20 protein-coding genes are annotated in these 18,129 nt (G+C 63.9%); 6 read left to right on the top strand and 14 right to left on the bottom strand.

What is annotated here, in order from left to right:
* The first annotated feature begins 7 nt into the window (after positions 1 to 7).
* Complete coding sequence (locus AB6804_RS01935) at positions 8 to 1,411, top strand: 4Fe-4S binding protein (protein WP_370885007.1); 1,404 nt, start codon at positions 8 to 10, stop codon at positions 1,409 to 1,411.
* 19 nt (positions 1,412 to 1,430) lie between these two features.
* Positions 1,431 to 1,844 carry a heme-binding protein gene (locus AB6804_RS01930; RefSeq protein WP_244792871.1) on the top strand — a complete coding sequence of 138 codons (414 nt, stop codon included), beginning with the start codon at positions 1,431 to 1,433 and terminating at the stop codon, positions 1,842 to 1,844.
* 248 nt (positions 1,845 to 2,092) lie between these two features.
* On the opposite strand, the gene hemP is transcribed toward AB6804_RS01930, so the two are convergent.
* From hemP to AB6804_RS01910, 4 genes are all read right to left on the bottom strand, one after another.
* A complete protein-coding gene (gene hemP / locus AB6804_RS01925) occupies positions 2,093 to 2,323 on the bottom strand; it encodes a hemin uptake protein HemP (RefSeq protein ID WP_370885006.1) in 231 nt (76 codons plus the stop codon).
* Positions 2,324 to 2,439: 116 nt separating this feature from the next.
* Positions 2,440 to 2,928, bottom strand: a complete 489-nt coding sequence (locus AB6804_RS01920) for an SRPBCC family protein (RefSeq protein WP_035970074.1) — start codon at positions 2,926 to 2,928, stop codon at positions 2,440 to 2,442.
* Between the two features lie 42 nt (positions 2,929 to 2,970).
* Complete coding sequence (locus tag AB6804_RS01915) at positions 2,971 to 3,369, bottom strand: OsmC family protein (protein WP_370885005.1); 399 nt, start codon at positions 3,367 to 3,369, stop codon at positions 2,971 to 2,973.
* A gap of 113 nt (positions 3,370 to 3,482) precedes the next feature.
* Entirely contained in the window at positions 3,483 to 4,349 is an 867-nt protein-coding gene (locus AB6804_RS01910; protein WP_244792863.1) for a pirin family protein, read from the bottom strand.
* Between the two features lie 162 nt (positions 4,350 to 4,511).
* On the opposite strand from AB6804_RS01910, the gene AB6804_RS01905 reads away from it, so the two are divergent.
* Positions 4,512 to 5,474, top strand: coding sequence for a LysR family transcriptional regulator (locus AB6804_RS01905; RefSeq protein ID WP_370885004.1), 963 nt, complete (start codon positions 4,512 to 4,514; stop codon positions 5,472 to 5,474).
* Between the two features lie 335 nt (positions 5,475 to 5,809).
* Here the strand turns inward: AB6804_RS01905 and AB6804_RS01900 are convergent, their stop codons facing one another.
* From AB6804_RS01900 to AB6804_RS01855, 10 genes are all read right to left on the bottom strand, one after another.
* Positions 5,810 to 6,232 (bottom strand): biopolymer transporter ExbD, encoded by a 423-nt coding sequence (locus AB6804_RS01900; RefSeq protein ID WP_035970072.1) that lies wholly within the window; start codon positions 6,230 to 6,232, stop codon positions 5,810 to 5,812.
* Between the two features lie 12 nt (positions 6,233 to 6,244).
* Complete coding sequence (locus tag AB6804_RS01895; RefSeq protein ID WP_035970071.1) at positions 6,245 to 6,991, bottom strand: MotA/TolQ/ExbB proton channel family protein; 747 nt, start codon at positions 6,989 to 6,991, stop codon at positions 6,245 to 6,247.
* 26 nt (positions 6,992 to 7,017) lie between these two features.
* Positions 7,018 to 7,749 carry an energy transducer TonB gene (locus AB6804_RS01890; protein WP_370885003.1) on the bottom strand — a complete coding sequence of 244 codons (732 nt, stop codon included), beginning with the start codon at positions 7,747 to 7,749 and terminating at the stop codon, positions 7,018 to 7,020.
* 282 nt (positions 7,750 to 8,031) lie between these two features.
* A complete protein-coding gene (locus AB6804_RS01885) occupies positions 8,032 to 8,274 on the bottom strand; it encodes a bacterioferritin-associated ferredoxin (protein WP_370885002.1) in 243 nt (80 codons plus the stop codon).
* A 173-nt stretch (positions 8,275 to 8,447) separates the two neighbouring features.
* Complete coding sequence (murI, locus tag AB6804_RS01880; RefSeq protein WP_370885001.1) at positions 8,448 to 9,338, bottom strand: glutamate racemase; 891 nt, start codon at positions 9,336 to 9,338, stop codon at positions 8,448 to 8,450.
* Between the two features lie 12 nt (positions 9,339 to 9,350).
* Entirely contained in the window at positions 9,351 to 9,827 is a 477-nt protein-coding gene (bfr, locus tag AB6804_RS01875; RefSeq protein WP_035970068.1) for a bacterioferritin, read from the bottom strand.
* Positions 9,794 to 9,997: a hypothetical protein gene (locus AB6804_RS01870; protein ID WP_370885000.1), complete on the bottom strand. Its 204-nt coding sequence runs from the start codon at positions 9,995 to 9,997 to the stop codon at positions 9,794 to 9,796. Before AB6804_RS01870 ends, bfr begins: the two co-directional genes overlap by 34 nt.
* Positions 9,998 to 10,018: 21 nt before the next feature.
* Positions 10,019 to 11,542, bottom strand: coding sequence for a fumarate hydratase (locus AB6804_RS01865; protein WP_370884999.1), 1,524 nt, complete (start codon positions 11,540 to 11,542; stop codon positions 10,019 to 10,021).
* Between the two features lie 54 nt (positions 11,543 to 11,596).
* The gene (locus tag AB6804_RS01860; protein WP_229753835.1) at positions 11,597 to 12,133 is read right to left on the bottom strand and encodes a TIGR00645 family protein; all 537 of its coding nucleotides are present in this window, start codon (positions 12,131 to 12,133) and stop codon (positions 11,597 to 11,599) included.
* Between the two features lie 231 nt (positions 12,134 to 12,364).
* Positions 12,365 to 13,294, bottom strand: a complete 930-nt coding sequence (locus AB6804_RS01855; protein ID WP_370884998.1) for a DMT family transporter — start codon at positions 13,292 to 13,294, stop codon at positions 12,365 to 12,367.
* 330 nt (positions 13,295 to 13,624) lie between these two features.
* Here AB6804_RS01855 and acs point away from each other — a divergent pair, with 330 nt between their 5' ends.
* The 3 genes from acs (at position 13,625) to AB6804_RS01840 (ending at position 18,098) form a co-directional block, all read left to right on the top strand.
* On the top strand, positions 13,625 to 15,607 hold the full coding sequence (acs, locus tag AB6804_RS01850) for an acetate--CoA ligase (protein WP_370884997.1): 1,983 nt from the start codon (positions 13,625 to 13,627) through the stop codon (positions 15,605 to 15,607).
* Between the two features lie 80 nt (positions 15,608 to 15,687).
* Complete coding sequence (locus tag AB6804_RS01845) at positions 15,688 to 16,077, top strand: DUF4212 domain-containing protein (RefSeq protein ID WP_370884996.1); 390 nt, start codon at positions 15,688 to 15,690, stop codon at positions 16,075 to 16,077.
* On the top strand, positions 16,074 to 18,098 hold the full coding sequence (locus AB6804_RS01840) for a VC_2705 family sodium/solute symporter (protein ID WP_370884995.1): 2,025 nt from the start codon (positions 16,074 to 16,076) through the stop codon (positions 18,096 to 18,098). Before AB6804_RS01845 ends, AB6804_RS01840 begins: the two co-directional genes overlap by 4 nt.
* The last annotated feature ends 31 nt before the right edge of the window (positions 18,099 to 18,129 follow it).

Below are 18,129 nucleotides of genomic sequence, written 5' to 3'. Positions count from 1 at the left end.
CTCCGAGATGCAACAAGGTGTGCGAATCCCGAGCCGGCTTCAGCAAGCCGGCCAATGGATGCAACAACACGGCAGCACGATCCGCGGAATCCAGTGGGTCGTGGTGGCCGTGTACGCTTTTCTGATTCTGGTTCCTGCAGTGATGCCGCTGCCCGACGGCTCCGCGCATCTCTGGAACAATCTGACGCTCGCCGCGCAGTTCGTGTTCTGGGGCATCTGGTGGCCGTTCGTGCTGCTGTCGATGGTGATGCTCGGCCGCGTCTGGTGCGGCGTGCTGTGTCCCGAAGGCGCGTTGACCGAGTTCGCGAGCCGCTTCGGCCGGGGCCGCGCCATTCCGCACTGGATGCGCTGGGGCGGCTGGCCTTTCGTCGCGTTCGGCCTGACGACCATCTACGGCCAGATGGTCAGCGTCTATCAATATCCGAAGGCCGTGCTGCTCGTGCTCGGCGGATCGACCGTCGCGGCGATGATCATCGGTGCGTTGTACGGCCGTGAAAAGCGGGTGTGGTGCAAGTATCTGTGCCCGGTGAACGGCGTGTTCTCGCTGCTCGCGCGCCTTGCACCGTTCCATTACAAGGTCAACGAGGACGCCTGGCGGCGTTCGTACACGAAGGGCGAGCACGGGCATCGCGTGATCCCGATCAACTGCGCGCCGCTCGTGCCGCTGCGCAACATGAAGGGCGCCGCCGACTGCCACATGTGCGGACGATGCAGCGGTCACCGCGACGCCATCGCGCTGTCGTGGCGCTCGCCCGCCGACGAAGTCGTGAATCAGGGCGACAAGGCGGCGAATCCGTGGGACACCGCGCTCATTCTCTATGGCCTGCTCGGCATCGCGATCGGCGCGTTTCACTGGACCGTGAGCACGTGGTTCGTCGATCTCAAGCAGTTCTTCGCGGGCTGGCTGATCGACCACGATATTCTCTGGCCGCTCGAAGCCAACGCGCCGTGGTTCCTGTTCACGCATTACCCGGAGCAGAACGACGTCTTCTCGTGGCTCGACGGCTCGCTGGTCGTCGGTTATATCGTCGCGACGGGTCTCGTCTATGGCACGGCGCTGCTCGCGCTTCTCGCCGGGGGCGCGCGCATGCTCGGCGCGGGCAGCGCAAGGCGGCTGCATCATCTGGCGCTCGCGCTGATTCCGATTGCAGGCGTCGGCGTGTTTCTCGGCCTCTCCGCGACGACGGTCTCGCTGCTGCGCGCCGAACATGTTCCGCTGTGGTGGGTCACGGGCTTGCGCCTGGGGCTGCTCGGCGTCGCCAATGTATGGAGCGCGTGGCTCGCGTGGCGCGTGACCGGCCGCTACGCGACGACGCTTGTTCCTCGTTTCGCGGCGATGCTATGGTTCGTGGCAGCGCTGGCCGTTGCGGACAGCGCGTGGTATCTGATGTTCTGGGGCTTTTCACGCTAACCGGACCGCGAGCGAGCCAATGAGAACGAAACCCGTACTGACCGACGATGACGTGACAGCCATGGCCGCCGCCGCCGAGGCTTTCGCGAAGCAGCATCAATGGAACGTGACGATCGCCATCGTCGATGAAGGCGGGCATCTGCTGCATCTGCATCGGCTGGATGGCGCCGGCGCGAGCACGGTCGAAATGGCGACGGGCAAGGCGCGCACCGCCGTGCTCGGCCGCCGCGAAACGAAAGCCTACGAGGACACCATCAAGCAGGGACGCACCGCGTTCCTGTCCGCACCGATGACCGCGATGCTCGAAGGCGGCGTGCCGATTTTCGTCGGCGTCGATATCGTCGGGGCGGTGGGTGTGTCGGGCGTGAAATCGGATCAGGATGCGCAGATTGCCCGCGCGGGCATCGGGGCGCTGGGTATCGAGAACGTCTGAGGCGTTAGCCGCAAAAAACAAACGGCACGCTTTCTTTACGAAAGCGTGCCGTTTCGTCTTCTACGTTCGCCATGCAGGCGCATTCGGCAGGAACCAAAAAAAACGGCTTCGCTTGCTATCGACGACTGGCTGGTGTTTGCACGAAGGGGTCTAAATTCTCGCGTGCAAGTCGTCCTTGCTGGCTAAGGCCAAACACCTCCTGGCGAGGTGGTCCCCACAATACACGGTACGTGCTTCTGTTCTTTCCGCTACTTCGTCAGGATCAGCTTACCCAGACGCGTAGCGCGCAATTGATAAGTCTCCCCGTTATGCACGATCGCGACATGACTGCGGCCCTGCAGCAGCGTATCGCTGCGCAGCGACCGCTCGGCGTTGGCATCGGCTGCCGGGGCGGGCGTCGCCTTGGGGCGGGTGATAGCCGCGTCGCGAGCAGCCGGACGGCGCAGCCTGAGCGTGGAGGATCGCAGCGTGTCGGTCATGTCGGTCGGAAGGTGCGTTCGTTGATTCGATGGACCCATAGTAAATGATAACCATTCCTATTTGCAAGCAGACTTTCCGATCAAAGCGCGACCTCCGATAGCCGCGCTCCATCTGCTCAGTGCAGCGGGCTTTCACCTGTGCGGCCATGCGCGTACTGGCGAATGAGCCGCACCGTATCGATGTCCGACTCGCGATACGCCGATTTCACGATTTCCTGCGTCTGCCGCTCGTCCGGCGTCGGATGATCGTTCTCCGGCAGCGTCGTGCTGTAGGTGAAGCGCAGGAAGAGCTGAAGCGCGTCCGGCTGCTCGATGGCCATCGTCAGTGAACCGCCGACGTGTTCGGCGGTCGGCAGGATGTCGTAGCGCACGCTGTCGTTCGGATACAGCGTGACGCGATCGCGCACGACGGCCTGGCCGTAATGCAGCTCGCGCTCCATGACGTCACCGTCGCGGGAAAGGATCGCGCAGCTATCGAGGCCCAGCACGAACAATTGCGGCTGCTCGGCCCGCAGGACGAGGCCTTCCCACAACTGCTCGCGCGTCAGCGAGGCGACGAGCGGGTTGTGCGGATCGTTGATCTGGATCAGGTGTTCAAAATTCAAAACGACGTTTCCTTGGACGTTCGGTATGCCGCTGCGAGGCCGTCAGGCTTCGGCGAGTCCGGAATCGATGCGGATCGCGCCGGACAGGATCTTGTGCATCGGGCACGCGTTGGCAATTTGCAAAAGTCGTTCCCGCTGTTCGGTGTCGAGTGCGCCTGTCACGCTGATGCGACGGTCGATGACCGTGCCGCCGTCCGCGCTTTTCATCGACAACTCGACGCTCACCGATTCGAGCGCCCAGCCTTTGCGCTTCGCGTACATCTTCAGCGTGATCGACGTGCACGCGCCCAGGCTCGACAGCAGCAGGGCGGCCGGTTGCGGGCCGGAATCCGCGCCGCCGAGGCTGACGGGTTCATCGGCGAACCAGGTGTGCGTGCCGTCGTCGAGGCGCGTTCGAAACTCAGCCTCGCCGATGCTGGCGGTCACGACAGGAGCGGACATGCGCTTTTCCTCTAGTAGGGAGCGGACGCGCCGGACAAAACGAAACGGCGCGGGACGAACGGCCATTGTGACGCAATGTGCTCGTTCGTGCCGCGCCGTTTTACGCTTTTGAATCAGTGCGTGATGGCGCCCATCCGGCCTGACTGATAGTCGATCACCGCCTGACGGATCTCGTCTTCCGTGTTCATCACGAACGGACCGTAGCGCACGACCGGCTCCTTGAGCGGCACGCCGCCCAGCAGCAGCAGTTCGACGGGTTCATCGCCGGCGGCGAGGGTGATCGTGTCGGCGTCGTCGCGGAAGATGACCATCTGTTGCGCCCGCACCGGCTGGGCTTGCGGACCATACAGCGCCGTGCCGGACAGCGCATACGCGAACACGCGGAAGTCGCGCGGCACGCGATGCTCGACCTTCGCCCCCGGCTGCAGCGAGAAGTGCTGATACAGAATGGGCGTGCGCGTTTCGATCGCGGCCTTCACGCCGAGCGCCTCACCGGCAATGACCTTCACGCGCACCTTGCCGTCTTCGCTGGTCGCGACCGGAATGTTCGCCGACGGAATCTCCTGATAGTGCGGCGCGATCATCTTGTCGCGTTGCGGCAGGTTGACCCATAGTTGCAGGCCGTGAACGCGCCCGCCGCGCTGCGTGAACGCCTCGCCCGGCATCTCGCTGTGCACGACGCCCGCGCCGGCCGTCATCCATTGCACGTCGCCCGCGCGCAGCGTGCCGGAGTGGCCGGCTGAATCCTTGTGGCCGAATTCGCCTTCCAGCATGTAGGTGACGGTTTCGAAGCCGCGATGCGGATGATCGGGCGCGCCCTTCGCCTCGCCGGGCGCGTAGTCGACCGGACCCATTTCGTCGAGCAGCAGAAACGGGTCGAAGTCCATCAGAAGGCGCGTCGGAAACGGTCGGTACACAACGAAGCCGCCGCCTTCGACGGTGCGGGTCGCGGGAATGATGCTCGAAATAGTGCGGCTCATGGTGTCCTTGCCTCGCGTCGCCAATAGGGGAATGGCGCTAAATTTGAAACGATGGAGCTATTATATGGCCCGTATTTGGCGGTAAAAGACGCTGCGGCGCAAAGCATTGTCCTGCTGCGATAAACAACGGCCCGGGCCGACGACACCAAGCGACTACCGAAAATGAAAGCCGATTCGCACGACCTCAACGACCTGATGTACTTCTCGCACGTGGTCGAGCACGGCGGATTTTCCGCAGCCGAACGCGTGCTGGGCATTTCGAAGTCGCGGCTGTCGCGGCGCGTGTCGGAACTGGAGGCCTCGCTCGGCGTGCGGCTGTTGCAGCGGTCCACGCGCAAGCTCGCGCTCACCGAGGCGGGTCAGCTTTTCTATCAGCACTGTCAGGCGATGCTCGCCGAGGCGCAGGCGGCGGTGAACGTCGTGCAAAGCCTGCGCGATTCGCCGCGCGGCACGGTGCGCGTGAGCGTGCCGGTGACCATCGCGCAGACGTTTCTGGCCTCCGTGATGCCCGACTTCATGCATCGCTATCCCGAAGTGCGCGTGGTGCTGCGCGTGACGAACCGCGTCGTCGATCTGTTCGAGGACGCGATCGATGTCGCATTGCGCGTGCGCTCGGAAGCGCCTGCGAGCTCGAACGTCGTCGCGCGGCCGCTATGGCGCACGCAGCAGATGCTGGTCGCCGCGCCGTCGCTCCTGAAGCCGAACACGCCGCCGATGACCGTCGCGGACCTCGCGCAATACGACACGCTCGACATGCCGTCGTCGGATGGCCGGCACGTCTATCGCCTGATCGCGCCTGACGGGACGCGCCACGAGTACGAGCACGAGCCGCGTCTCGTCACGGCGGACCTGTCGATGATTCGCGAAGCCGTGATGCGCGGCGTCGGCATCGCCGCGTTGCCGGAGATGATGTACGGCGCGCCGCTGCGCAGCGGCCAGTTGTCGCCGGTGATGCCGGGCTGGACGTTTCCGTCGCCGCAACTCTATGCGGTTTTTCTGTCGCGGCAAGGCATGGTGCCGGCCATTCGCGCGTTCGTCGATTTTCTCGTCGAGTCGATCGATGACGGCAGACGCTTTCCCGGAGAATGTCCTGTCATCGAGCGGCCCGAACAGGAAACGGTTTGATCGCCCGGGCGTGCTGCATCGTCTGAGACATTGAAGCGCGCGCTTGCGATGGTCAGATTCAATCGGACAAGATCTTGTCCCGCGAAAATGACGGCGTTATATTGGGATGCCTTTCGCTAAGGAGCTTCTTATGCGAAAACTGACGGCTACTCTGATAGTTAGCCTGATAGGGCTGATCGCGCTGTCCGTGTCGAACACGGCCGCCGCATGCGGTGATTCAGCGGGTTCAGGTTATTCGAGCCCAAAGTAATCGCCTCGCCCGAATGCGCCGAGCGCGCAATAAAAAAGGCCTTCGTCTGACGATGAAGGCCTTTTACTTTCTGCTCGCGGTGCTGCTACTTCCCGCCTTTCGGCTCCGTGACGAAACCGATCTTCGTCAGGCCGCCTGCCTGCGCCGCCGACATTAAATCAGCAACGCGTTCGTACGCCACCTTGCGGTCCGCGCGCAAGTGAATTTCGGGCTGCGGCGTCTGCTGCGCCGCCTGCGCGATGCGCGCGTTCAGCGTCGCGTCGTCGATTTTTTGATCGTCCCAGAGAATCGTGCCGTCTGCCTGGATCGCGACGTTCACGTGCGAAGGCTTCTCGTCCTGCGGCTGGCTGCTCGCGTGCGGCAGATCGATCTTGACCGCGTGATGCATCGCGGGAATCGTCACCAGAAAGATGATCAGCAGCACCAGCATGACGTCGACGAGCGGCGTCATGTTGATTTCGCTCATCATGCCGTCGTCTTCTTCGCTGGCGAATGGGCTCATGGCCATGAGGACCTCCGCTTAGCTGGCGCGCGTCGCGAGACGCAGGCTATCGGCCTGACCGTTCGCGGCGGGCTTTCGCGACGAGAGCTTCGCCCCCGTGACGAAGAACGCATGCAGGCCGTGCGCGAAGCGGTTGAGCTTGGTCACGATGCCTTTGTTCGCACGGGTCAGCGCGTTGTAGCCGAGCACGGCAGGGATCGCGACGAACAGGCCGAACGCGGTCATGATGAGCGACTCGCCGACCGGCCCCGCGACCTGATCGATCGAGGTCTGACCCGTCGCGCCGATGGTCAGCAGCGCGTGATAAATCCCCCACACGGTGCCGAACAGGCCGACGAACGGCGACGTGCTGCCGATGGACGCCAGAATGGCCAGGCCCGACTGCATGCGGCCGACGCCTTCGTCCATCACGTCCTTGAGGCAGCGCGTGATCCAGTCCGACACGTCCATGCGGTCGTGCAGATGCGGCTGCGTCTGATGGTGATGCTCGGCCGCTTCCTGGCCCGCGAGCGCGAGCGCAAGGAACGGGTTGTCGGCCGGGCTCGACGACTGGCTGCCGAGCTTCTTGATGCCGTCGTTGAAATCGTCGGAGTGCCAGAACGCCTGCTCCGCGTTCTTCGTCAGACGCTTCAGGCGCACGACGTTCCATGCCTTCACGACGATCACCGTCCACGAAAGCACCGACATGATGACGAGCGCGAGCGCAATGCCGCGCGTCACGAAATCGCCTTGCGCCCACACGTGCGCAATTCCGTAGTTTTGCATTTCTGTTTCCTGTATCTAAAAAACGTTCAGTCGTTCAAGCTGAAAACGAAGGGCACCGTCGCCGTCGCGCGGATCGCCTCGCCGTTTTCCTTATAGGGCGTGCAGGCGCTCGAGCGGACGGCGTCGAGCGCGGCGTCGTCCAGGCGCGAGGAGCCGCTGCTCTTCTGCAGTTTCACGTCTTCGATCTTGCCGGAAAGCCCGACCGTCAGCTTGACCATTGCCGTGCCTGTTTCCCCGCGACGGCGCGACATCGCCGGATAGTCAGGCTGCGCGATGTTGCACGACAGATGCGCGACGTTCTTCGGCGCGGCGAGATCCATCGTCGGCTTGCCGATGGCGGGCGCCGCCGGCGGAGGCGGCGCGGGCTGCGGCGGAGCGGGCGGCGTCGGATCGGGCGCGGGCGCGGCGATCTGCGACGGCGCTTCCGTCACCGGCATCGGCGTGGGCTTCGGCTCGACCTTGGGCTTGACCTTCGGTTTGGGCTGCGGCTTCGGAACCGGCTTCGGCGGCTGCGGCGTCGGCGGCGATTCGACCGCGACGGGCTGCGGCGCGCGCCGAGGCGTCTCGCTAATCAACTGCGCGGTGATCGCCTTCGCTTCGACGGGGCGGGGCGGCGGCTCGTGACGCATCGTGAGCGCGACGCCCAGCAGGGCGGCATGGATCGCCAGCACGGCCGCGCACGCCGCCAGCACGCGCGGATTGACGTTCGAAGCAGGCGGCCGCTGGAAAGCGGCAGGAGACGTGGTCGGGGACTGCATCGTTATGTGCTGCTGGCCTGACTGCGGATTGCGCTGCCATCCGGAAAGGATACGGCGCGGGACGCGCGAAGAGAGCCGAACGACATCATGTGCGAAAAATAACCAGGGATATGAACAACGTGGCCACGAAACCAATCAGCAATTCCATCTTTCCCTCCTGGGGCAAGCGTTGCATGGCTGGCTGACGACCCGTGGAATGAACCAAGGTACCTGGCTTGCAGGAAAACGATCATGCGACGGCACGGCGCGGTCGGCCTTCCGTCACCCGGCAGTACAGCGAACTTAGGCGGCCTTGCGTTCGTAGAACGTCAACGGCACGGCCTGCGGACGCTCTCGTTCGATGACACCGCAGTGCGACGCACATACGCCGCTTTGCGCCATCACATCGCGAACGCTTTCCTCGCATTTGCCGCAACACATCGCGACGCCGAGCTCGAACTGGAGTTCGTCGAACGAGTCGATTCCCTCGGCGATGGCGGCGCGGATCTTCCGGTCAGACACTGATTTGCAGACACACACGATCATGATCGTTCACGATAGCTTTCGTTAATGCGAATTATTATCATTCAGTATGCGAACCTTTGCAAGCGAGGGGCGGTGTTTTTTTTAACACGTCGTAGAAGAGCGGGGATGTTGCCGCGAGGTATCGTCAAGGGGGAAAAGCGGCTCACGAACGTGCGTGAGCCGCAAGGAACTGCTCAGACGGCTTGCGGTGCGCGGGAAGGAATGTCCACGTGCTCGACGCTGGCATTGAGCTGCAGGAGCGATGCGGCGAGTTGCCGCTGGGATTCGCCGTCCGCCGTGGAGCAGAAGCGCGGCAGGCGTTCGAGCGATGCGTCGGTGTTTCTGAGCGCGTTCGCGTCCAGCAGACGTTCGAGCTGGCGCGCGACGGCCACGCTCGTATCGACGATTTGCAGCCGCTCGCCCGCGATTTCGCGAATGGCGCGGTCGAGAAACGGGTAGTGCGTGCAGCCAAGCACGAGCGTATCGGCGCCGGCGTCGAGCATGGGCCTGAGATAGCTTTCGAGCAGCGCCATGAGTTGCGGCGACGAGGTATCGCAGCGTTCCACCGCCTGCACCAACCCGTGCCCCGGCTGGCAGATAAAGCGGCAATCGCCGGCATAGCGGTCGAGGAGCGACTGGAAGCGCGTGCTCTTCAGCGTCACCTGCGTCGCCAGCATCCCGACGACGCGCGTCTTCGACGCCGCCGCCGCGGGCTTCACGCCCGGTTCCACGCCGACGAGCGGAATCGCGAGCCGCTCCCGCACGAAAGCGATGGACTGCGCCGTCGCCGTGTTGCAGGCAACGACGAGCGCCTTGGCCCCTTGCGCGACGAGCCATTCGCCGATGGCCATCGTGCGGGCGGTGATGAACGCGTCGTCGCGCTCGCCGTAGGGCGCGTGCAGCGAATCGGCGACGTAAATCAGCCGCTCGTGCGGCAACAGGGCACGCACGGCGCGCAGGACGGAAAGCCCGCCCAGGCCGGAATCGAAAATGCCGACCGGCGCGCTCGTGTCAGGCACGGCGCGCGCGTTCGGTGTATCGGCGGAGAGGGCGGATACAGCAGATGGCACGGCGACAACGGACATTGCGATTGCGGATTACTCGTGGTCGCCCATCATGGTCTGCTGGTAGTTCTGGATGCCGACCTTGTCGATCAGATCCAGTTGCGTCTCCAGCCAGTCGATGTGCTCTTCGGTGTCGTTCAGGATTTTGTCGAAGATGTCGCGCGAAACGAAATCGCGCACGGACTCGCAGTAAGCCATGGCTTCCTTGCAGGTCGACTGCGAAATCTGCTCGAGCTTCAGGTCGCATTCGAGGATTTCCTTCGTTTCCTCGCCGATCAGGAGCTTGTGCAGGTCTTGCAGATTCGGCAGGCCGTCGAGCATGAAGACGCGCTGAATCAACCAGTCGGCGTGCTTCATCTCGCCGATGGACTCGTCGTACTCGTGCTTGTTCAGCTTCTCCAGGCCCCAATGCTTATACATCCGCGCGTGCAGGAAGTATTGATTGATCGCGGTCAGCTCGTTCTTGAGCTGCGCGTTCAGGTATTCGATGACTTTTGCGTCGCCTTGCATGATTGTTCCTTGTCTCGAGCGCGGGGCATTGGAGAAAGATAATCCTTGAGCGTGGTTCTGCCAAGGTAGGGAGATATTTTTTCTTTCAGATAAAACTGAGAATGAATCTCTTTAGCGACGGCGCTGGCGTTTGAAGAAAAGCCGGGCGCCATGCCCGGCTGTTCAACCACGCGCCGCCTGCCGATGCTCGCTCAGACTGTCGCGACCGGAATCTTGCCGATCTTCGCCTGCCACTCCGCAGGGCCGGTCTTGTGAACGGAAGTGCCGTTCGAATCGACGGCCACCGTGACCGGCATGTCCTTCACGTCGAACTCATAGATGGCTTCCATGCCGAGATCTTCAAAGGCGAGCACCTTTGCTTCGCGGATAGCCTTCGACACGAGATACGCCGCGCCGCCAACCGCCATCAGATACGCCGCCTTGTGCTTCTTGATCGCCTCGATCGCGACCGGACCGCGCTCGGCCTTGCCGATCATCGAGATGAGGCCGGTCTGCGCGAGCATCGTCTCGGTGAACTTGTCCATGCGCGTGGCCGTGGTCGGGCCGGCCGGGCCGACGGCTTCGTCGCGCACCGGATCGACCGGGCCGACATAGTAGATCACGCGGTTCGTGAAATCGACGGGCAGCTTTTCGCCCTTCGCCAGCATGTCCGCGATGCGCTTGTGCGCGGCGTCGCGGCCCGTCAGCATCTTGCCCGAGAGCAGCAGCGTCTGGCCCGGCTTCCACGCTGCGACCTGTTCCGGCGTCAGCGTGTTCAGATCGACGCGCTGGCTCGTTTCCGTGTTCGGCGCCCACGTGACGTTCGGCCAGGCGTCGAGCGGCGGCGCTTCGAGTTTCGCGGCGCCGGAGCCGTCGAGCGTGAAGTGCGCGTGACGCGTTGCGGCGCAGTTCGGGATGATCGCGATGGGCTTGCTCGCCGCATGCGTCGGCGCGGCCATGATCTTGACGTCGAGCACCGTCGACAGACCGCCGAGGCCTTGCGCGCCGATGCCGAGCGCGTTCACTTTCTCGTGCAGCTCCACGCGCAGTTCCTCGATCCAGTCCTGCGGACCGCGGGCGATGATGTCCTGAATGTCGATCGGGTCCATCAGCGATTCCTTCGCCATGACCATCGCCTTCTCGGCGGTGCCGCCGATGCCGATGCCGAGCATCCCCGGCGGGCACCACCCCGCGCCCATCGTCGGGACGGTCTTGAGCACCCAATCGACGATCGAATCGGACGGGTTCAGCATCGCGAACTTCGACTTGTTCTCGGAGCCGCCACCCTTGGCCGCGACCTGCACGTCGACCTTGTCGCCCGGCACGATCTCGTAGTGGATGACAGCCGGCGTGTTGTCCTTCGTGTTTTCGCGCGCGCCTTCGGGCGGACTCACGATGGATGCGCGCAGCACGTTGTCCGGGTTCATGTAGCCCCGGCGCACGCCTTCGTTGATCATGTCGGTGACGGACATCGTCGCGCCGTCCCATCGCACGTCCATGCCGACCTTCACGAACACCGTCACGATGCCGGTGTCCTGGCAGATCGGCCGCTTGCCTTCGGCGCACATGCGGCTGTTGGTCAGGATCTGCGCGATGGCGTCCTTTGCAGCGGCGCTTTCCTCGAGTTCATAGGCACGGCCGAGCGCCTGGATGTAGTCGAGCGGATGGTAATAGCTGATGTACTGCAGAGAATCGGCGATGCTCTGGATCAGGTCTTCTTGCTTGATGACGGTCATGGCTTGTGCTCTGGGGACGTGGATCTTGCTGTGAGCGTTCGGATGACGCTCTGGTCAATCCAGCGCACCGCGCGCGGCGGTTTCGCTGTGGAAATGCTTCGGGTGCGTGTGCGTGGTCAGCCGGTCGACATACGCCATGATCAGCGCGGACACGAGGAAGGCGACGTGGATCACCACTTGCCACATCACCGTGTGGTAGCTGTGCTGATCGGGGTTGATGAACGATTTCAGCAGATGGATCGACGAGATGCTGATGAGCGCCATCGACAGCTTCACTTTCAGCACGCCCGCGTTGACGTGATCGAGCCATTCGGGCTCGTCCGGATGCCCTTCGACGCCGAGCCGCGACACGAAGGTTTCGTAGCCGCCGACGATCACCATGATCAGCAGGTTCGAGATCATCACCACGTCGATGAGGCCGAGCACGACGAGCATGATGTTGGTTTCATCGAGCGTCATCGCGTGCGTGACGAGATGCCAGACTTCCTTCAGGAACAGCACGACATAGACGGCTTGCGCGACGATCAGCCCGAGATACAGGGGCACCTGAAGCCAGCGGCTCATGAAGATGATTCTCGGCAACGCCTTCATCGTGCCGGGTCGGATGGGCGAATCTGGTATGTGCTTGGGAGCGGACATGGGCGGCTTGTCGGGGTAGGGCGGTCGGCTAAGAGAGATGCCGGGAAAGCGATTGAAACGATGAACGCGAAACCGGAACGCGCGCCGCGTATGCGAGGGCTGCGCGAGGGTCGCGTGACAAAGCCCAGCATTGTAGCGCGTCGGCGCGCGATGCCGCCGTGATGCCCATTGCGGCGGGCCGGTTCAGACGCCGGATTCGCTGCTTTCCGGCGCTCTGCGCGGCGGGCGGCGAAGGCTCGCCAGCAGGAGGCCCGCCATGACGCAGGCGAGCGCCGCGCCGTGCGCGAGCGTCGGCCGTTCGCCGAGAAACGCGATGCCGTAGAGCGCCGCCGCCACGGGCAGAAGGGCCGAGAACACGCCCGCGAGACTGCCGGGCACATGGCGGATGCCCTTCATCCAAAGCCAGAAGGCGAAGACGCTCGCCGAAAGCCCGTACCAGCCGACGAGCGCCCACGTGATCCAGTCGACGCCGCTCCAGTCGAACGCGAGTGCGGACGGCAGGCCGAGCGGGAGCATCAGCAGGAGGCCAAAGCCGTGCGTGTATGCGCAGATGTCGATGGCCGGCAGCGTCTGCGTGAGCCGCCGCGAGAGGATCACATAAAGCGATTCGCAGCACACCGCGCCCACGATCATGAGATTGCCCGCGAGCGAACCGGCGCCGCCCGCGTCTGCATCGGCGGCTGCGTGCGCGCCGCCGCTCTGCGCCACGTTGACGATGACCACGCCGACGACGCCTAACGCAATGGAAACGAACGCGCGTCCGCCGGGGCGCTCCTTGAGAATGAGCCACGCGAACAGGGCGACGACGGCAGGCAACGTGCTCGTGATAACGCCCGCCGCGACTGCGCTCGTGCGCGCGACGCCGTTGAGCATCAGCAGCGTGAAGCCGAACGTGCCGAACAGGGCTTGCAGGAAGAGGTTGATCCACTCGGCGCGGCGCACCTGCTTCATCTTGGATAGACGAAAGAGCGGCCACAGCACCGCGAGCGCGATCACGAAGCGCAGCAGCGCGAAGAGCGGCGCCGGCACGCTTGCGACGATCGACTTGCCGATTCCGACGTTGCTCCCGACGAGCAGCATCGACGCGATGAGACAGAGGGCGTAGCGATTCACGCGATGAATTTCCGCGCCGCGTGCACGACAAGCGCGCGACGAGTTCAGTTACGATTGTGGGGACGCATTGTAGAAGCCACGCCGACTCCGTGTATACCCCGTGCCAGCAAGGGCGCTCGCGTAAGAAGCGGGTAAGTTGGGCGGCATATCTTCGAACCAGTGCTGGAAGATGGCGGAGCGCAAGGCTCCGCAGCTTTGCATGGAAGGGAGACAGGGTTCTGGCAGGAAACGCGCACGGGCGTCCCGCTTTCGAACCTCATAACATGCGGCGCGATCGCTTTACACGAGGCGCGCCGGCGGTTCTTGGAATCATCATCAGAGGGGTTGTCGATGTCTGCGATCGAATCGGTTCTTCAGGAAAAACGCGTGTTTCCGCCGTCAGCCAAGGCATCGTCGGGAGCGGCGATATCGGGCATGGACGCCTACAAGGCGCTCGCCGCGGAAGCCGAACGCGATTACGAAGGCTTCTGGGCGCGGCTCGCGCGCGAAACGCTCTCGTGGCACAAGCCCTTCACGAACGTGCTCGACGAATCCAACGCACCGTTCTACACGTGGTTCGCCGACGGTGAGCTGAACGCGTCGTACAACTGCCTCGACCGTCACGTCGAAGCGGGCCGCGGCAACGAGACCGCAATCATCTTCGAAGCCGACGACGGCGCCGTCACCAACGTTACCTATCAGGACCTGCTCGAGCGCGTGTGCCGCCTCGCCAACGCGCTGAAGAAGCGCGGCGTGAAGAAGGGCGACCGCGTCGTCATCTATCTGCCGATGTCGGTGGAAGGCGTCGTCGCGATGCAGGCGTGCGTGCGCATCGGCGCCACGCATTCGGTTGTGTTCGGCGGCTTCTCGTCGAAGTCGCTCAACGAGCGTCTCGTCGATGTCGGCGCAGTCGCGCTCATCACTGCTGATGAACAAATGCGCGGCGGCAAGGCGCTGCCATTGAAGAGCATCGCCGACGAGGCGCTCGCCGCCGGCGGCTGCGAGGCCGTGAGAGATGTCATCGTCTACAAGCGCACGGGCGGCAATGTCGCGTGGACCGAAGGCCGCGACGTGTGGCTGCACGAGATCGTCGAGAACGAAGCGCCGCAGTGCGAGCCCGAGTGGGTCGGCGCGGAGCATCCGCTTTTCATCCTGTACACGTCGGGTTCGACGGGCAAGCCGAAGGGCGTGCAGCACAGCACGGCGGGCATCCTGCTGTGGGCCGCGCAGACGATGAAGTGGACCTTCGACATGAAGCCGGGCGACGTCTTCTGGTGTACGGCGGACATCGGCTGGATCACGGGCCATAGCTATATCGCGTACGGACCGCTCGCAATCGGCGCAACGCAGGTCATGTTCGAAGGCGTGCCGACGTATCCGAACGCGGGCCGCTTCTGGGAGATGATCCAGCGTCACAAGGTCACCGTCTTCTATACGGCGCCCACCGCGATCCGCTCGCTCATCAAGGTGTCGGAGGCCGACGCGAAGGTGCATCCGAAGAGCTACGACCTGTCGACGCTGCGCATTCTCGGCACGGTCGGCGAGCCGATCAATCCGGAAGCGTGGATGTGGTATTACGAGAACGTGGGCGGTGGACAATGCCCGATCGTCGATACGTGGTGGCAGACCGAAACCGGCGGCCACATGATCACGCCGCTGCCGGGCGCGACGCCGCTCGTGCCGGGCTCGTGCACGCTGCCGCTGCCGGGCATCATGGCCGCGATCGTCGATGAAACTGGCCAGGACGTGCCGAACGGGCAGGGCGGCATTCTCGTCGTGAAGCGACCGTGGCCGTCGATGCTGCGCAACGTCTGGGGCGACCCGAAGCGTTATCAGACGAGCTACTTCCCCGAAGAACTCGGCGGCAAGCTGTATCTCGCCGGCGACGGCGCGGTGCGCGACAAGGAAACCGGCTACTTCACCATCATGGGCCGCATCGACGACGTGCTGAACGTCTCGGGTCACCGGCTCGGCACGATGGAGATCGAGTCGGCGCTCGTCGCGAATCCGATCGTGGCGGAAGCGGCGGTCGTCGGCCGTCCGGACGATACGACGGGCGAAGCGGTCGTCGCGTTCGTCGTGCTCAAGCGCACGCGTCCCGAGGGCGATGAAGCGAAGCAGATCGCCACCGAACTGCGCAACTGGGTCGGCAAGGAGATCGGGCCGATCGCGAAGCCGAAGGACATCCGCTTCGGCGAGAACCTGCCGAAGACGCGCTCGGGCAAGATCATGCGGCGTCTGTTGCGCTCGCTCGCGAAGGGCGAGGAGATCACGCAGGACGTGTCCACGCTCGAGAACCCCGCGATTCTCGATCAACTGGGCGAGGCGCGCTAAACCGCTTCATGCGGCCGCCGCTTTGAATAGCGGCGGTCGATCCCGATTGCCGGCGTGACGCGGTTTTGGTAAATAACCGCATGGCCACGCCGCACGCCGATACCCTCAACTCCACGCTCGCTCTGCCGCCGCCCGTGCCGGCGGCGATGGCGCGCGCCCATCGCGCTTATTGGCGCTTCAATGTCGCGCTGATCGCGGTGCTGATGACGGTTGGCTTCGTCGTCTCGTTCGGCGTGCCGCTTTTCGCGCAACGCCTTCAGCACGTTCGCATCGCGGGCTTTCCGCTGCCGTTCTATTTCGGCGCCCAAGGCGCGATCCTCGTCTACGTGACGCTGATCGTCATCTATATCGTGCTGATGCAGATTGCCGATGCGCGTCTGGCGCGCGCCGTTGCGATAGCGGGCGACGATGTGTCCGCGAAGTTTGCCGCGAACGTCGCCGAGTCCCCGCCGGACGATCCGGTGCGATGAAGCTCACGAATCGCCTCATCCTCACGTACGCGCTCTATACGCTCGGCTTCCTGCTGTTCATCTTCGTGATGGAGCGCATCGAGCGCGTGGCGGGCGCGGGCATGTGGGTCGGCTATGTGTTTCTGTTCGTGCCGATCGCCGTGTATGCCGTGATCGGCCTTCTGTCGCGCACGTCCGATCTCGTCGAATACTACGTGGCCGGACGGCGCGTGCCGTCGGCGTTCAATGGCATGGCGACCGCGGCTGACTGGCTGTCGGCGGCATCATTCATCGGGCTGGCCGGATCGATTTACGCGAGCGGCTACGACGGCCTCGCCTACGTGATGGGCTGGACCGGCGGCTATTGCCTCGTCGCGTTCCTTCTCGCGCCTTATGTGCGCAAGCTCGCGCGCTACACGATTCCGGACTTCCTCGGCACGCGCTTCTCGAGCAACCTCGTTCGCGGACTCGCGGCCGTTGCGGCGATTCTCTGCTCGTTCGTTTATCTGGTCGCGCAGATTCAGGGCATCGGGCTGATCGCGTCGCGCTTCATCGGTATCGAGTTTTCCATCGGCATCTTCTGCGGGCTGGCGGGCATCCTCGTGTGTTCGTTTCTCGGCGGCATGCGCGCGGTCACGTGGACGCAGGTGGCGCAATACATCATTCTGATCAGCGCGATTCTGATTCCCGTCTCGATGATCGGCCATCGCGACGGGCTCGGCTGGTTCCCGCAACTGAGCTATGGCCGCGTGATGGAGCGTGTCGAAGCGCTCGAGCGCCAACTGGCGGCGTCGCCCGACGAAGCCCGCGTGCGTGCCGAGTTTGGGCGGCAGGCGGCGCGCATGCAGCGGCGCATCGATGCGCTGCCGCGTTCTTACTTCAACGAGCACGCGCGCCTCGTCGATGAGATCGCGGAACTGCGGCGACGCAACGGCCCGCTGCGCGAGATCAATGAGCGCGAGCGCGAACTGGCATCGTTTCCTCGCGATCCCGCCGACGCGCAAGCCCGATGGTCGCGCGAACGGGATGCGCTGACCGAGCGCGTCGCCGCCCCGGTGCCGATGACCGATGCGTTCGCGCGCACGTCGACCGACGATGAAAGCCCGCGTGCGCATCAACTGAATTTTCTTGCGCTGATTCTGTGTCTGTCGATCGGCACGGCGAGCCTGCCGCACATTCTCACGCGCTATAACACGACGACGTCGGTTGCGTCGGCGCGGCGTTCGGTCGGCTGGACGCTGTTCTTCGTGGCGTTGTTCTATCTGACGGTGCCGGTGCTCGCGGTGCTCATCAAGCATGAGATTCTGACGGGCCTCGTCGGGCATCGGTTCGCGGACCTGCCGCAATGGGTGACGCAGTGGCGGCGTATCGAACCGTATCTGATACGCGTGAGCGACGTGAACGGCGACGGCATCGTGCGATGGGCGGGCATCCAGATGCAGCCGGACATGGTGGTGCTCGCGGCGCCGGAAATCGCTGGACTGCCTTATGTGATTTCGGGATTGATTGCGGCGGGCGCGCTGGCGGCTGCGCTTTCAACTGCGGATGGCTTGCTGCTCACGATTGCCAACGCGCTCTCGCACGACGTCTATTACTGCATGGTCGATCGTCGCGCTACAAGCCAGCGGCGCGTGACGATTTCGAAGATTCTGTTGCTCGGCGTGGCGCTGCTGGCGTCGTACGTGGCGTCGCTGAATGCGGGCAACATTTTGTTCCTCGTGGGCGCGGCGTTTTCGCTGGCGGCATCGGGACTGTTTCCGGCGCTGGTGCTCGGCGTGTTCTGGAAGCGGACGACGCAGCGGGGCGTCGTCGCGGGCATGATCGCGGGACTCGGCGTGTGCGTGTACTACATCGTGTCGACGTATCCATTCTTTACACATCTCACGGGCTTCGACGGGCGGCGCTGGCTGGGCATCGAGCCGATCGGATCGGGCGTGTTCGGCGTGCCTGCGGGCTTTGCGGTGGCGATCGTGGTCAGTTTGATCGACCGCAAGCCCGATGAATACACGCGCGCACTGGTCGATTACATTCGTCACCCATAGGGGCTAGGCGGGCGACGCGAAGTTGGTATAA

Source organism: Caballeronia sp. RCC_10, from assembly GCF_041360715.1.
Classification (GTDB): domain Bacteria; phylum Pseudomonadota; class Gammaproteobacteria; order Burkholderiales; family Burkholderiaceae; genus Caballeronia; species Caballeronia grimmiae.
The sequence above is the reverse complement of the archived record's forward strand: the minus strand, read 5'-3'. Positions and strand labels throughout refer to the sequence as shown.

Coding starts and splice junctions, on each gene's coding strand:
- AB6804_RS01890 (WP_370885003.1), bottom strand. CDS start 7,749: ATGCAGTCCCCGACCACGTCTCCTGCCGCTTTCCAGCGGCCGCCTGCT.
- acs (WP_370884997.1), top strand. CDS start 13,625: ATGTCTGCGATCGAATCGGTTCTTCAGGAAAAACGCGTGTTTCCGCCG.
- AB6804_RS01915 (WP_370885005.1), bottom strand. CDS start 3,369: ATGTCCGCTCCTGTCGTGACCGCCAGCATCGGCGAGGCTGAGTTTCGA.
- hemP (WP_370885006.1), bottom strand. CDS start 2,323: ATGACCGACACGCTGCGATCCTCCACGCTCAGGCTGCGCCGTCCGGCT.
- AB6804_RS01900 (WP_035970072.1), bottom strand. CDS start 6,232: ATGGCCATGAGCCCATTCGCCAGCGAAGAAGACGACGGCATGATGAGC.
- AB6804_RS01845 (WP_370884996.1), top strand. CDS start 15,688: ATGGCCACGCCGCACGCCGATACCCTCAACTCCACGCTCGCTCTGCCG.
- AB6804_RS01860 (WP_229753835.1), bottom strand. CDS start 12,133: ATGAAGGCGTTGCCGAGAATCATCTTCATGAGCCGCTGGCTTCAGGTG.
- AB6804_RS01840 (WP_370884995.1), top strand. CDS start 16,074: ATGAAGCTCACGAATCGCCTCATCCTCACGTACGCGCTCTATACGCTC.
- murI (WP_370885001.1), bottom strand. CDS start 9,338: ATGTCCGTTGTCGCCGTGCCATCTGCTGTATCCGCCCTCTCCGCCGAT.
- AB6804_RS01935 (WP_370885007.1), top strand. CDS start 8: ATGCAACAAGGTGTGCGAATCCCGAGCCGGCTTCAGCAAGCCGGCCAA.
- AB6804_RS01930 (WP_244792871.1), top strand. CDS start 1,431: ATGAGAACGAAACCCGTACTGACCGACGATGACGTGACAGCCATGGCC.
- AB6804_RS01895 (WP_035970071.1), bottom strand. CDS start 6,991: ATGCAAAACTACGGAATTGCGCACGTGTGGGCGCAAGGCGATTTCGTG.
- AB6804_RS01905 (WP_370885004.1), top strand. CDS start 4,512: ATGAAAGCCGATTCGCACGACCTCAACGACCTGATGTACTTCTCGCAC.
- bfr (WP_035970068.1), bottom strand. CDS start 9,827: ATGCAAGGCGACGCAAAAGTCATCGAATACCTGAACGCGCAGCTCAAG.
- AB6804_RS01885 (WP_370885002.1), bottom strand. CDS start 8,274: ATGATCGTGTGTGTCTGCAAATCAGTGTCTGACCGGAAGATCCGCGCC.
- AB6804_RS01865 (WP_370884999.1), bottom strand. CDS start 11,542: ATGACCGTCATCAAGCAAGAAGACCTGATCCAGAGCATCGCCGATTCT.
- AB6804_RS01910 (WP_244792863.1), bottom strand. CDS start 4,349: ATGAGCCGCACTATTTCGAGCATCATTCCCGCGACCCGCACCGTCGAA.